Genomic DNA, 13,897 nt, shown 5'->3' with positions numbered 1-13,897 from the left:
CCTCTCATCCGCATCTCGGCGCACATTCCGGTGTCGCGCCGGGCGACGTGGGGGTGGGCGACGCGCGCGCGGTACCGGCGCGGCGGTCCGGCCGGGGAAGAGCACCGGCACCGCGTCCGGCTGCGGGATGGCCCGACCAGGTCGCCCGGCGTGCCGCCCGCCACGGTGGGTCCGCACCGGGACGGCGGGCGCGTGCCGCGCGCCCGGCGCCGGGGACGCCGCACCACGCGCCGGGCCCCGCCGCGTCCGACCGCGGCCGCCGCACCCGATCGGCTCGCACCGAACCTGCTCGCGCTGTCGGCGCCGGATCCGCTTGGGCCGAACGTGCTCCCGCCGGGTCCGCCCGCCCCGGGCCGGACCGGTCCGGGGCCGCCGTGACCGGGACCGGTCGCCGCGTCCTGCACGGCACGATCGCGATGGTGCTGGCCGTCGTCGCGCTCGCCGGGCTGACCTGGACCGTCCTCGTCCCGCCGGACGGGCACGCCGGCGCCGCGTCGTCCGCACTGGACAACCAGCTGCCGCCCCCGCCGCCCCCACCCCCGCCGCAGCAGTGGCGCCAGGTCGGCGGCGACGAGTTCGACGGTCCCCGGCTCGACCGCTCGGTCTGGAGCGTCTACGACTCGCCCGGCGGCTTCGGGAAGGGCCTGCGCCGCCCGTCGGCACTCTCCACCGGCGACGGCCTGCTCACGGTCACCGCCCGGCCACGGGCCGCGGGGGGCGGCGTGTCCGGCGGCGCGGCGATGCGGTCGGGGCAGCTCTACGGGCGGTGGGAGTTCCGTGCCCGGACCGACGTCGGCACCGGGTACAGCCCGGCGATCCTGCTCTGGCCGGACTCCGAGCGGTTCCCGGCCGACGGCGAGCTGGACATGATGGAGATCCCGTACGGCGACCGGCACGCGGCGGGCGCCTTCGTCCACTACGGGGAGCAGAACCACGTGCTGTCGGCGGAGACGTCCGCCGACTTCACCGGATGGCACACGTTCGCGCTGGAGTGGCTGCCGGACCGGGTGACCTGGTACGTCGACGGCGTGCAGCGCTGGGAGGTCACCGACCCCCGGGCGATCCCGGCCACGCCGATGCACCTGTGCATCCAGCTCGACCAGGGGCCGGCCGAGAAGTGGATCCCCGGCCCGGACGCGAGCACCCCGGACGAGGTGCGGCTGCAGGTCGACTGGGCCCGCGTCTACGAACCCGTCGGGGGTACCGGGTAGAAACTCGACCGTGGACCCCACACCGGTCGAGCTCGCCACCGCACTCGGCCTGCACCCGCCCACGGCGGAGCAGGCCGCCGTGATCGGCGCCCCGGCGGGCCCGGCGCTGGTCGTCGCCGGTGCCGGAGCGGGCAAGACGGAGACGATGGCGGCCCGCGTCGTCTGGCTGGTCGCCACCGGCCGGGTCCTGCCGGAGCAGGTGCTCGGCCTCACCTTCACCCGCAAGGCCGCCCAGCAGCTCGGCACCCGCGTCCGGTCCCGGCTGCGCCGCCTCGCCGGGTCCCGGCTGCTCGACGACCTCGACCCCACCGGCGCCCGGAAGGCGGCGCTGCTGGCCGGGGAGCCGACCGTCTCGACCTACCACGCCTACGCCGGGCGTCTGGTCGGCGAGCACGCGCTGCGGCTGCCCGCCGAGCCCGCGAACCGGTTGCTCGGCCCGACCGCGACCTGGCAGCTGGCGCACCGGGTGGTGTCCACCTGGGCGGCCGACCTGGAGATCGACCGGGTCCCGGCGACCGTCACCGGTTACCTGCTGGCGCTGGCCGGGGAGCTGGGGGAGCACCTGGTGGAGCCGGCCGACGTCGAGCGGCTCACCGCCCGGATGCTGCCGGTGCTGGAGCACGCCCCGCCGGGCAAGCGGCAGCGGGCGGAGCCGTCCGCGGGGTACAAGGCCCGGATCGCCGGGCAGCGGATGCGGCTGGAGCTGCTGCCGCTGGTGGAGGAGTTCGCCCGCCGCAAGCAGGCCGAGCAGGCGATGGACTTCTCCGACCAGATGGCGCTCGCGGCCCGGATCGCCGAGACCGATCCCGAGGTGGGCCGGATCGAGCGCGGCCAGTACCGGGCCGTCCTGCTCGACGAGTACCAGGACACCGGGCACGCGCAGCGGGTGCTGCTGCGTGCGCTGTTCGGCGTCCCGCCGGGGCTCGCACCGGAGCCGGAGGAGCCGGAGCACCGCTCGGTCACCGCGGTCGGCGACCCCTGCCAGTCGATCTACGGCTGGCGCGGCGCGAGCGCCGGGAACCTCACCCGGTTCCGCACCGACTTCCCGACCCACCGCGGCGATCCGGCGCCGGTGCACGGGCTGCTCACCAGCTTCCGCAACCCGGCCGAGGTGCTGGTGCTGGCGAACCGGGTCTCCGAGCCGCTGCGGACGGCGCCCGGCAGCGTCCGGGTGGGGGAGCTGCGCCCGCTCGACGGCGCGGGGCCCGGCGAGGTCCGGGCCGGTCTGCTGCCCGACGTCGCGGCCGAGGTCGCCTGGGTCGCCGACGGCATCGCCACCCGCTGGCACGCCGGGGCCGAGTCCGGCGAGCCCCCGACCGCGGCGGTGCTCGTCCGGCGCCGGTCCGACATGGACGCGCTGGCCGCGGCGCTGCGGGACCGCAGGGTGCCGGTCGAGGTCGTCGGGCTCGGTGGGCTGCTGTCCACCCCGGAGGTGCGCGACCTCGTCTCGGCGTTGCGGGTGGTGGCCGATCCGCTCGCCGGGCCGTCGGCGGTGCGCCTGCTGACCGGGCCGCGCTGGCGGCTCGGCATCGCCGACCTCGCCGCGCTGTGGCAGCGGGCCCGCGAGCTCGTCCCGTCCCGGCCGTCGCGGCCCGGGCCGCTCGGGCCGGAGGAGCTGGCGCTGGGTGCGCTGCCCGGGGAGGAGGCCGAGCAGGCCGGCCTGGTCGACGCACTCGACGATCCCGGCGCCCCGGACCGCTACTCCGAGGCCGGGTTCGACCGGATCCGGCGGATCGGCCGCGAGCTGTCGCACCTGCGGATGCGGGCCGCGGCACCGCTGACCGACCTGGTCGCCGACGTGGAGCGGACCCTGCTGCTCGACGTCGAGACGATGGCCCGGCCCGGCCCGACCGGGCGGGCCCACCTCGACGCGTTCGCCGATGTCGTCGCGGACTTCTCGGCCGGTGCGCAGGTGCCGTCGCTGGCCGCGCTGCTCGACTACCTCGCCACGGCCGAGCAGGCCGAGGAGGGGCTCACGCCCGGTGAGGTCGAGGTCGCGCCGGACCGGGTGCAGATCCTCACGGTGCACGCGGCGAAGGGCCTGGAGTGGGCGGTGGTGGCCGTGCCGCACCTGGTGGCGCAGGTGTTCCCGGGCCGGAAGATGTCCGGGAGCTGGCTGAAGGACCCGTCGGACCTGCCGGTGCCGCTGCGCGGCGACGCCGACGACCTGCCCGGCCTGGACCTCCCGCCGCCCGGCGCGGACCGCAAGGAGGTGGAGAAGGCCCTCGACGACCACGACGCCGCGCTCGACGACCGCCGCCTCGCCGAGGAGCGCCGGTTGTTCTACGTCGCGCTCACCCGCGCCGAGCGCACCCTGCTGGTCTCCGGGCACCGCTGGCCCGCGGCCGGGGAGCGCCCCAAGGAGCCGTCGGTGTTCCTCACCGAGCTCGCCGAGATCCTGGAGGGTCCCGGGGGCGCCGAGGTCGGCGTGCTCGAGGTGTGGGCGCCCCCGCCGGAGGCGGACACCGGCAACCCGGCACTCGGTGTGGAGCGCACCGCGCAGTGGCCGCCGGACCCGTTCGGCGACCGGGCCGACGACGTCGTCTCCGGCGCCGCCCTGGTGCGCGCCGCCCTGCGGGCCCGGCGTCCGCGACCGGCCCGGCGGGACCGCCGCCGGTCGGCGGACCAGCTGGCGCTGGAGCTGCCCGAGCCGACGGCACCCGATCCCGAGGTCGCCGACGCCGAGGGCGACCCGGAGGGCTGGGCGGCCGACGTCGACGTGCTGCTCGCCGAGCGCGCCGCCGCGGTGGACCGGCCGACCGTCGCGCTACCCGGGCGGCTCTCGGTGAGCCGGCTCGTGGAACTGGCCGACGACCCGGACGCGCTGGCCGTCCGCCTGCGCCGCCCGGTTCCGGTCCCGCCGAACCCGCACGCACGCCGCGGCACGGCGTTCCACGCCTGGCTGGAGCAGCGGTTCGGGGCCGAGCGAATGCTCGACCTGGACGAGCTGCCCGGAGCCGCCGACGAGTCGGTCGCCTCCGAGGCCGACGCGGCGGAACTGGCGGAGCTGCAGACCGCGTTCGAGTCCTCGGAGTGGGCCGACCGCAAGCCGGTCGACGTCGAGGTCTCGTTCGAGACGGTGCTGGCCGGCGTCGCGGTGCGGGGCCGGATGGACGCCGTGTTCGCCGACCCCGACGGCGGCTGGACCGTCGTCGACTGGAAGACCGGTGCGGTGCCGGGCCCGGACCGCGAGCACGCCGTCGGGGTGCAGCTGGCCGCCTACCGGCTGGCCTGGGCGTCGTTGCAGGGGGTGGCGCCGGAACGGGTGCGGGCCGCGTTCCACTACGTCCGCGACGGGGTCACCCTGGCCCCGGCGGACCTGCTCGACGCGGACCGGCTGCACGCGCTGGTCACGGGGGTCCCCGCGGGCTGAGCGGAACACGGGCGAGCCCGCGCCCCGGGGAGCGGGGCGCGGGCTCGGACCTACCGCGACGGTAGGTGTCGCCGGGAGGGCGTCAGTGCGACTCGGCCTTCGCGATGTGCGCCCCGGTCAGCGACCGGACCTCCATCTCGGCGTACTTGCTGCCGTCGTGCTTGCGCTCGCCGATGTAGGTACCGACCACGCCCAGCAGGAACGACAGCGGGATCGACACCAGGCCCGGGTTGGACAGCGGGAAGAGCGCGAAGTCCGCCTCGGTGAAGATCGACGGGGTCGGGGCGTCCGCCCCCTTCCCGGACACGACCGGCGAGAAGATGATCAGGATCAGCGTGCTCGCCAGACCGCCGTAGATCGAGAACAGCGCGCCGGTGGTGTTGAACCGCTTCCAGAACAGCGAGTAGAGGATCGTCGGCAGGTTCGCCGACGCCGCCACCGCGAACGCCAGCGCCACCAGGAACGCGACGTTCTGGTTGCGGGCCAGGATGCCGCCGAGGATGGCGACCACACCGATGACGATCGCGGTCCGCCGGGCCACCCGGACCTGGGTGGCCTCGGAGTCCACGACGTCGCCGCGCTTGATCACGTTGATGTACACGTCGTGCGCGAAGGACGCCGACGCCGTGATCGTCAGACCGGCGACGACCGCCAGGATCGTCGCGAACGCGATGGCCGCGATGACGCCCAGCAGGATCGGGCCGCCCAGCTCGAAGGCCAGCAGCGGTGCCGCCGAGTTCACCTTGCCGGGGGCGTTCTGGATCGTCTCCGGGCCCACCAGCGCACCGGCGGCGTAGCCGATGACCAGCGTGAACAGGTAGAACAGGCCGATCAGCCAGATCGCCCACTCGACCGACTTGCGGGCCTCCTTGGCCGTCGGAACGGTGTAGAAGCGCATCAGCACGTGCGGCAGGCCCGCGGTGCCGAGCACCAGCGCGATGCCCAGCGAGATGAAGTCGATCTTCGAGGTCGTCGTGGCGCCGTACTGCTGGCCCGGGGCGAACAGCCCGGCACCCTTCTCCGACGCGTCGGCCGCACCCTGCAGCAGGGCGGAGAAGTTGAAACCGAACAGCGCGAGCGCCCAGATCGTCATGACCAGGGCGCCGATGATGAGCAGCACCGCCTTGATCATCTGCACCCAGGTGGTGCCACGCATGCCGCCGATCAGCACGTAGGCGATCATCACGACACCGACGACGGCGATCACGACGCCCTGCGCGAACGCCCCGGAGATGCCCAGCAGCAGCGACACCAGTGCGCCGGCACCGGCCATCTGGGCGAGCAGGTAGAAGAACGAGACGGCCAGCGTCGAGGTCGCCGCCGCCGCGCGGACCGGGCGCTGGCGCATCCGGAACGCGAGCACGTCGCCCATCGTGAACCGGCCGGTGTTCCGCAGCAGCTCCGCGACCAGCAGCAACGCCACCAGCCACGCGACCAGGAAGCCGATCGAGTAGAGGAAGCCGTCGTAGCCGTTGATCGCGATGGCCCCGGCGATCCCCAGGAACGACGCCGCGGACAGGTAGTCACCGGCGATCGCGAAGCCGTTCTGGGTGCCGGAGAAGCCGCCGCCGGCGGTGTAGAAGTCCGAGGCGGTCTTCTTCGCGTGCCGGCTGTTCACGTAGAAGACGATCCCCAGCGTGCCGATCACGAACACGAGGAAGATCGAGATGTTCAGGATGGGGCTCGCTCCCGCGACGCCCTGGGCCAGTACGGCGTTCACGCGCCGCTCCCTTCGACCTCGTCGCGGATCTTCGACGACAGCGGGTCGAGGGTGTTCCCCGCGAACCGCACGTAGGCGATGGTGATCGCGAACGTGGACACGAACTGGAGCAGGCCGAAGATCAGCCCCAGGTTGATGTTGCCGAGCACCGGCGTCGCCATGAAGTCGGAGGCGAAGCTGGCGAGCAGCACGTAGAGCAGGTACCAGGCGAGGAACGCCGCGGTGACGGGGAAGACGAAGCCGCGCAGCCGCTTGCGCAGCTGCTGGAAGTCACTGCTGGCCTGTACGGCGGCCCAGTCGGTCGTGCCGGGCGGCGGGCCGTCCGCACTGTTCTCGGACTCGGTGGTACTCAACGTATGCCTCCTTGCATCTCCCGGGCCTCGGACTCCGGGTGCGCCCAGGAAAGTTCCTCACGTGCGTGTGCGGAACCCCACACAGGGTCTCGATTCGGACAGTGAGGCGAATGGCCGACGATCGGCAGGCCGCACGCGTCAGGATTCGACCGACGGTCTTGACAACGACCGGAGGAGCCTCCTCGCTACTCGCGATCCGCCAGGTGGAGCCGGAGCATCGTAGCTTCCGCCCACGACGGAACGTGATCACCCAGCGACACCGCGATCATGATCGTGAAAGAGAGGGGGACTGTCCAGAGGGCCGGTTGGCTCAGCAGGATGCCCGCCGTCCCGCCCAGTCCCAGTGCGGCACCCAGTCCCATCGAGCCCGTCGAACAGACCAGTCCGGCGATCATCCCGGCGTACGCGCCGCGCGCCGTGAGGCCCTTCCACCACAGGCCGAGCACCAGCAGCGGGCAGAACGTCGAGGCCGCGACGGTGAACGCCGAGGTCACCGCGGCGCTGACGTCGACCCGGACCATGAGCAGCGCCGCCGGCACGACCGCCGCCGACGCCGCCAGCGCGGTGAGTCGCAACCGGCGCAGCCCGGACGGCATGAGGTCGTGCGCCAGTGCCCCGGACAGCGCGAGCAGCAGGCCGAGCGAGGTCGCGAGGAACGCCGCGAACGCACCGGCGGTGAGCAGCGTGGTGAGGACGCCCGCGGTCGCCCCGTCGGTGACCCGGCCGGGCAGCGTGACGATCGCGGTGTCGGTGCCCTGGGACAGGTGCAGCTCCGGGGTCAGCACCGTGCCGAGCAGCCCGTAGACGATCGTGGCCAGGTAGAACGTGCCGAGCAGCCCGACCGTGATCGCGGCGGTGCGGCGGGCGGCCCGTCCGTCCGGGCTGGTGTGGAACCGGACGATGATGTGCGGCAGGCCCATCGTCCCGAGCGCCGTCGCGACGAGTACCGACCAGGTCGCGAGCAGCGGCGCGGACGCCCCGCTGCCGAGCAGCGGCAGCGCCCAGTCGGTGCCGCCGGGGATCGGCAGCGACGCCCGGTCGCCGCCGAGCGCGGGCACCTGGGCACCGGCCGGGAACAGCCAGCTCTCGTCGGCCCGCGCGTGGTGCGCACCCGGCGCCAGCGTCGTCGGGATCCCGTCGACGACCACCTCCACCGGCGCCGCGACGACGAGGTCGGTGTCGAGCCGGAACTCCACCGGGGTGTCCTGGGTGAAGTGGGTGAACTCGGGCGGGGCGACGAGATCGCTGCGCAGCTGCGGGCCGGCGAGCAGCAGCAGCCAGATCGCCGGCCCGGCGAACAGCAGCAGCTTGAGTGCGAACTGGAAGGCCTGGACGTAGGTCGCGGCCCGCATCCCGCCGAGCGCCAGGGTGATCCCGACGGCCAGCCCGGACACCACGACGCCGACCCAGTAGTCCACACCGGACACCAGGGTGAGCAGCTGCCCGGCCGCGACGATCTGCGGCACCAGGTACAGCGTCGCGATCACGACGACGACCAGCGCACAGAACCGGCGCAGCGACCGCGAGCCGAGCCGGGCCTCGGCGAAGCCGGGGACGGTGAGCGCGCCGCTGCGCCGCATCGGCGCCGCCACCAGCGCCAGCATCAGCAGGTAACCGGCGGTGAAGCCGACCGGGTACCAGAGCGCCCCGGTGCCCTCCTTGATCACCAGCCCGGCCACACCGAGGAACGAGGCCGCGGACAGGTACTCCCCGGAGACCGCGGCGGCGTTCAGCATCGGCGAGGTCCGCCGGGACGCGACGAGGAAGTCCGACGTCGTGCGCATGGCCGCGACGCCGTGCGCCCCGATCAGCACCGTGACCAGGAGCAGGACGACGACGACGGCGCCGGTCACGGCGCGGGGCGGTGCGGGTCGGTCGCGGCCCGGGTCCGCTCGGTCCGCTCGGCCCGCCGCAGGTGCCACCACGCGAGCCCGGCCAGCAGCGGGTAGGGCAGCCAGGCCACCGCGATCCAGCCCAGCGGCAACCCGGTCCCGCGCCACTGGGTGAGCGCCGGTGCGGTGTACAGGAGCACGGGCAGCCCGAGCAGCAGGACCGCCCCGCCCGCCAGCGTGATCGCCGCCCACCGCAGCTGCGCCCGCCGGACCCGCCGGACGAGCGCGACCAGCGCCGGGTCCAGCGGCTCGGCGGCGGCGCGGACGGCGGCCGGGCGCCCGCCGTGCTCCGGCGGCGCGGTCACCGCCACCCGGCGCGGGCGGTTCACCGCGGTCCCCGTTCGCGCTCCCGATCGGGGTCGAGCGCGCCGGCGGTCGCCGCGGCCAGCAGCTGCTCGCGCAGCTCGCGGGCGTGCCGCCGGCTGACCGGGACGTCGCCGGCGTCGGTGTGCGCGAGCAGCCCGCCCCCGGCGTCGCTGCGGAGCTCCAGGACCGCCGGGAGGTGGAGCAGGAAGCTGCGGTGCACCCGGACGAAGCGGTAGGCGTCCCAGTGCTCCTCCAGCCGGGACAGCGGGATCCGCACCAGGTGCGAGCCGGACGGCGTGTGCAGCCGCACGTAGTCGCCGTGCGCCTCGACGAACCGGACGTCCTCGCGGCGCACGAAGCGGGTCCGCCCGGCCAGCTCCACCGGCAGGACGGCGAGCTCGTCCACCCGCGGGACCGGCGGGCCGGCGTCCGCGGGCGGGAGCGGGGCACCGGGGACGGTCCGCGGCCCGTTCACGGTGCGCCCCGCCCTGGCCCGCTGCACCCGGGCGACGGCCTCGGCGAGCCGGTCCGGCCCGACCGGTTTGAGCAGGTAGTCCACGGCGCCGAGGCCGTAGGCGGCGATGGCGTGCTCCTCGAACGCGGTCACGAACACGACCTCGGGCGGGGTCGCCATGGCGGCGAGGACGCCACCGAGCTCCAGGCCGTCCATGCCGGGCATCGTGATGTCGAGGAACACCGCGTCGAACCGCCCGGTGGGCAGGACCCGCAGCGCCTCGACCGCGTCCGCGGCCCGGGTGACCTCGCCGACGTCGGCCGCGTCGGCGAGCAGGGCGCAGATCTCGTCCAGGGCGGGCGCGACGTCGTCGACCGCCAGTACCCGCAGCGGGTCGTTCATGCGAGGACCCCCGGCTGGAAGCGCGGCACGCGCAGCACGATCCGGGTCCCCGCGCCCGGTGCGGTCTCGATGACCAGGCCGTGCTCCGGGCCGTAGACGGCGCGCAGCCGCCGGTCGACGTTCACCAGGGCGAGCCCGGCCCCCTCGGCGGTGCCGGCCAGCACCGCGCGGGCGTGCTCGGGGGCCATGCCCGGCCCGTCGTCCTCGACGGCGATCACGCAGACGTCCCCCTCGGCCTCGCCGCTCACCTGCACCAGCCCGCCGCCGGTGGACCGCTCCACGCCGTGCTGCACGGCGTTCTCCACCAGCGGTTGCAGCGCGAGGACCGGGATCGGCACCGGCAGCACCTCGGGCGCGACCCGGACCTGGACTCGCAGCCGCTCACCCAGCACCGCCCTGGCCAGCGTCAGGTACGCCTCGACCGAGCGGAACTCCCCGGCCAGCGACGTGTAGTCGCCGCGGGCGGCGAGCGAGTGCCGGATGAAGTCGGCGAAGGTCTCCAGCAGGTCGCGGGCCCGTGCCGGGTCCGAGCGCACGAACGAGGCGATCGTGGTGAGCGCGTTGTAGACGAAGTGCGGCGAGATCTGGGCGCGCAGCTCGCGCAGCCGGGCCGCCTCGGCCTCGGCGGCGCCGTCGGCCAGCGCGGCGCGCTCCAGCGCGTCGGTCACGAACCCGGCGATCCGGCGCACGACCGGTGCGGCGAGCCCGTCGCCGAGCACGAGCACCGCGGGATCCGGGCCCTCCCCGAGCGTGACGGCGGTCAGGCCGTCGGCGGAGACCCGGCGGGGCCCGGCCCGGCCGGCGAGCGCGAGCCCGTCGGAGCGGCGGGGGCCGAACCAGGTCTCGGGGTGCCCCGGCCGCAGCAGCCCCACCGAGTCGGCGCCGCAGAGCCCGGCCAGCCGGCGCAGCGCGTCGACCGCGGCGGGCGACCCGCCCGGTTCCCGCAGCCCGGCGGCGACGGCGACCCCGGTCTCCAGCACGGCCACCGGATCCGGACCGGGGGCGGCTGCGGTGCCGCCGCGGAACCGCCCGGAGAACCGGGGGCGCAGTGCCGCGGGCACGCGGGACCCGCGTTCGGACTCCCCGTCGGCCGGCACCCGATCAGGATAGGGCCCGCGGCCCCGGCCCGGCGCCGCGTGGGCGCTAGCCTACCCGGGTGATCGGCACCTCCCGCCTCAGCTCCCTCGATCCCCAGGTCGAGGGCGCGCTGCGGATGCCCGACACCCGGTCGGGCCCGGTCCGCTCGCTGCTGACCCGGCTGGTGATCGCGCTCGTCGCGCTCGCGGCGACCACGCTGATCGTGTTCTTCGGCCGGGACGGCTACCTCGACAACAACGGCGCCGGCGAGATCTCGCTGCTCGACGCGCTGTACTACGCGACGGTGTCGCTGTCGACGACCGGCTACGGCGACATCGTCCCGGTCAGCGAGCACGCCCGGCTGATCAACATCGCCGTGGTCACCCCGTTGCGGGTGCTGTTCCTGATCGTCCTCGTCGGGACGACGGTCGAGCTGCTCACCGAGCGCTCGCGCCAGTCGTTCCGGATCCAGCGCTGGAGGTCGCGCGTGCGCGAGCACACCGTCGTCGTCGGCTACGGCACCAAGGGCCGGGCCGCGGTGGAGACGCTGCTGGGCGACGGCGTCGAGCCGGAGAAGATCGTCGTCGTCGACACCGACCGGGCCCGCCTCGACGTCGCGTCCGGCCTCGGGCTGGTCACCGTGTCCGGGAACGCGACCCGGTCGGCGGTGCTGCGGATCGCCGGTGTGCAGCTGGCGACGACGCTGGTCGTCGCGCTGGACCGGGACGACACCGCCGTGCTGACCACCCTGACCGCCCGCGAGCTGTCCCGGTCGATCTCGATCGTGGCCGCGGTCCGCGAGGCGGAGAACGTGCACCTGCTGCGGCAGTCCGGGGCCAGCTCGGTGATCGTGTCCGACGAGACCGCGGGGCGGCTGCTGGGCGTGGCCACCCGGTCCCCGGCCGTCGTCGAGGTCGTCGAGGACCTGCTCACCCCGGACGCCGGGTTCGCCATCAGCCAGCGCCAGGTGGAGCCGGTCGAGGTCGGCGGCAGCCCGCGGCACCTGCCCGACATCGTCCTGGGCGTGGTCCGCGACGACCGCCTCTACCGCGTCGACTCGGCCGCGGTGGACGCCCTGGAACGCGGCGACCAGCTCCTCTACGTCCGCAAGGCCAGCCCGCCCGACGACGAGTAACCGCCGGACCTCGCAGACCGTGCGGCGACCACGCAGGCGCCACACCTGCTGCGAGGTCGACGCGATGCCTGCGACGTCCGGTCACGCGTGATGGTCGCCGAGGCGGGGTGTGCCGGGTTCGATGCGGACCCGGGTCTGGCGGTCGGGATCGGTGAGGTGCACGGAGCTGGTGCCCTCCGGTAGCGGGACGCGCTGTTCCGGGTCCAGGTGGAGGTTCCACTGCCGCAGGATGCGCCGATCCGCGGTCAATGCGGTCACCACGACCCGCCGCTCCCGCCGCGACCGTCTCACCGGGCCGCACCGGCTACGGCCCGCCCGCGCTGGTGCCCGGCCGGTGACGGGGAGTCGGACACCCGCCGCCGGTCGGTGCCCGGGACGGCCGCCCCGGAGGGGGAGGGGCCGGACAGGTGGGCCGGGGAGCCACCCAGCTGCCCGGCCGTGGCCTGCGGTGCGCCGGTCCGGCGGGTGTCGCCCTCGATCTCAGCGGCCATCGTCCCCTGCCTGTGTGTCTCGACCAACGCTGAGCAGGATGTTAGCGAGGCAATGACGCGTACTCAATACCTGAATGATGATTATCTGAGAACAGAGATCCGAAAAGGGCGATACCCGGACGAAGGTCCGGATACCGCCCGTCGTGGTCGGTGGGTCAGTAGCGGGTGGAGTCGAACTCCCCGCGGATGACGCCGTCGAGGAACGCCTCGATCTCGGCGGTCGAGAAGCTCAGCTCGGACGACGACCGGTCGTCGAGGCGCATGACGTGACCGTCACCCCGGTCGGCGATCCGGACGGGACCGGTGGAGCCGCCGGTCCGCCAGGCGTCCTGGGCGCGGTCGAACGCGTCGCCGGTGAGCAGGAGGCGGTGGTCGTCGTCGGCGCCGAAGTCGGTCTTGTCGTCGCGCAGCGCGACCCATCCCGCTCTGCGGGCCACCTGGACACAGTCGCCGTTCGGCTGGCTCGCGGTGGCTGTGCGGAAGTCGGCCTCGCCGAACTCGGGGGGAGTGAGCGCCGGCATGGTGAGCCTCCGGGGACGGAACGTGCAGTGCTCCCCGAGCCTACTCAGGCGCTGATGCGCTGAATGAACGTCCGCGTGTCGGCGAAACTCAGGGCTGCCGAGGAGAGCCGGGCCCATGCCGAGTCATGCGCGTCCAGGGCTTTCTGATCGTCCATGTACCGGATCTCGCCCGGGTTCTCGCTGGTCACGATCTCCAGCGGACCGGCAGCGCCCGGAGACTGCACGCGCAGCAGCGTGAACTGGGAGCCCAGCGGGGAGCGCCGTCCGGGCGGTGCGTCGAACGGGACGAGCTGGATCATGATGTTCGGCCGGTTGGACACCTCGACCAGGTGCGCGCGTTGCTCCGCCATGACCTCGGCGTCGCCCCACTGTCGACGCACGCACGACTCGGAAAGGATCGCGTGCAGCACGGGTGGATCGTCCCGGTCCAGGATGTGCTGGCGCGCCAGTCGCGCCTGCACCGTGTCCTCCATGGAGACGCCGTCGAGAGGCGGCTGGTCGGCGTGCTGGGACCGGATGTAGGACTCGGTCTGCAACAGGGCCGGGACCACCTCGACCTCGACTCTGCGCACGCGGTCGGCGTAGGTCTCCAGATCCACGAGCAGACGCAGGTCGTCGCGGTAGGCGCGGTTGTGGCCGGTGCTCCACGACCCGCGCTTGTGGTTGTCCCGGCGCAGCTCCCGCAGGGCCTCCAGGTAGCCGGGGTCGGTGAACCCGAGTCCCTGGGCCAGCATCGTGAGGTCGCCGGGGGAGATGACGCCCCCGCCGCTGATGAGCGTCGCGATCCGGGACTGGCTGGTCTCGATGATCCTCCCCGCCTCGCTCTGCGACACGCCGCTCGTGCGGATCATGTGCGCCAGCTCGCGGCCGAGCAGCAGCCGCTTCGCGGTCCGGATCACGACACGTCTCCCCTCGGACCCCGCCGGCCCGCCGACCCTGATGGCGAGACCCTATAACGCCCG

General features: G+C 74.4%; 13 protein-coding genes. 3 read left to right on the top strand and 10 right to left on the bottom strand.

Annotation, left to right across the window (positions count from 1 at the left end):
* Positions 1 to 374: 374 nt before the first annotated feature.
* Positions 375 to 1,211 carry a glycoside hydrolase family 16 protein gene (locus AFB00_RS05900; RefSeq protein WP_068796384.1) on the top strand — a complete coding sequence of 279 codons (837 nt, stop codon included), beginning with the start codon at positions 375 to 377 and terminating at the stop codon, positions 1,209 to 1,211.
* 10 nt (positions 1,212 to 1,221) lie between these two features.
* A complete protein-coding gene (locus AFB00_RS05895) occupies positions 1,222 to 4,584 on the top strand; it encodes an ATP-dependent helicase (RefSeq protein WP_068796383.1) in 3,363 nt (1,120 codons plus the stop codon).
* Positions 4,585 to 4,666: 82 nt separating this feature from the next.
* On the opposite strand, the gene AFB00_RS05890 is transcribed toward AFB00_RS05895, so the two are convergent.
* The 6 genes from AFB00_RS05890 to AFB00_RS05865 all read right to left on the bottom strand — a co-directional run bounded on the left by AFB00_RS05890 (position 4,667) and on the right by AFB00_RS05865 (position 10,808).
* Positions 4,667 to 6,304, bottom strand: coding sequence for a solute symporter family protein (locus tag AFB00_RS05890; protein WP_068796382.1), 1,638 nt, complete (start codon positions 6,302 to 6,304; stop codon positions 4,667 to 4,669).
* Positions 6,301 to 6,657 carry a DUF485 domain-containing protein gene (locus AFB00_RS05885; protein ID WP_068796381.1) on the bottom strand — a complete coding sequence of 119 codons (357 nt, stop codon included), beginning with the start codon at positions 6,655 to 6,657 and terminating at the stop codon, positions 6,301 to 6,303. Before AFB00_RS05885 ends, AFB00_RS05890 begins: the two co-directional genes overlap by 4 nt.
* A gap of 185 nt (positions 6,658 to 6,842) precedes the next feature.
* Positions 6,843 to 8,510, bottom strand: a complete 1,668-nt coding sequence (locus tag AFB00_RS05880; protein ID WP_068796380.1) for a sodium/solute symporter — start codon at positions 8,508 to 8,510, stop codon at positions 6,843 to 6,845.
* Entirely contained in the window at positions 8,507 to 8,878 is a 372-nt protein-coding gene (locus AFB00_RS05875) for a hypothetical protein (RefSeq protein WP_068796379.1), read from the bottom strand. Before AFB00_RS05875 ends, AFB00_RS05880 begins: the two co-directional genes overlap by 4 nt.
* The gene (locus AFB00_RS05870; RefSeq protein WP_068796378.1) at positions 8,875 to 9,711 is read right to left on the bottom strand and encodes a LytR/AlgR family response regulator transcription factor; all 837 of its coding nucleotides are present in this window, start codon (positions 9,709 to 9,711) and stop codon (positions 8,875 to 8,877) included. Before AFB00_RS05870 ends, AFB00_RS05875 begins: the two co-directional genes overlap by 4 nt.
* On the bottom strand, positions 9,708 to 10,808 hold the full coding sequence (locus AFB00_RS05865) for a sensor histidine kinase (protein ID WP_231974246.1): 1,101 nt from the start codon (positions 10,806 to 10,808) through the stop codon (positions 9,708 to 9,710). Before AFB00_RS05865 ends, AFB00_RS05870 begins: the two co-directional genes overlap by 4 nt.
* Positions 10,809 to 10,924: 116 nt before the next feature.
* Here AFB00_RS05865 and AFB00_RS05860 point away from each other — a divergent pair, with 116 nt between their 5' ends.
* On the top strand, positions 10,925 to 11,923 hold the full coding sequence (locus tag AFB00_RS05860) for a potassium channel family protein (protein ID WP_231974401.1): 999 nt from the start codon (positions 10,925 to 10,927) through the stop codon (positions 11,921 to 11,923).
* A gap of 81 nt (positions 11,924 to 12,004) precedes the next feature.
* On the opposite strand, the gene AFB00_RS05855 is transcribed toward AFB00_RS05860, so the two are convergent.
* From AFB00_RS05855 to AFB00_RS05840, 4 genes are all read right to left on the bottom strand, one after another.
* Positions 12,005 to 12,184 (bottom strand): hypothetical protein, encoded by a 180-nt coding sequence (locus AFB00_RS05855; RefSeq protein WP_068796376.1) that lies wholly within the window; start codon positions 12,182 to 12,184, stop codon positions 12,005 to 12,007.
* 26 nt (positions 12,185 to 12,210) lie between these two features.
* A complete protein-coding gene (locus AFB00_RS05850) occupies positions 12,211 to 12,414 on the bottom strand; it encodes a hypothetical protein (protein ID WP_068796375.1) in 204 nt (67 codons plus the stop codon).
* A 155-nt stretch (positions 12,415 to 12,569) separates the two neighbouring features.
* Positions 12,570 to 12,935: a DUF397 domain-containing protein gene (locus AFB00_RS05845; RefSeq protein WP_068796374.1), complete on the bottom strand. Its 366-nt coding sequence runs from the start codon at positions 12,933 to 12,935 to the stop codon at positions 12,570 to 12,572.
* 44 nt (positions 12,936 to 12,979) lie between these two features.
* Entirely contained in the window at positions 12,980 to 13,834 is an 855-nt protein-coding gene (locus AFB00_RS05840) for a helix-turn-helix domain-containing protein (protein ID WP_231974244.1), read from the bottom strand.
* Positions 13,835 to 13,897 lie beyond the last annotated feature (63 nt).

This window comes from Pseudonocardia sp. HH130630-07, assembly GCF_001698125.1.
GTDB lineage: Bacteria > Actinomycetota > Actinomycetes > Mycobacteriales > Pseudonocardiaceae > Pseudonocardia.
The sequence above is the reverse complement of the archived record's forward strand: the minus strand, read 5'-3'. Positions and strand labels throughout refer to the sequence as shown.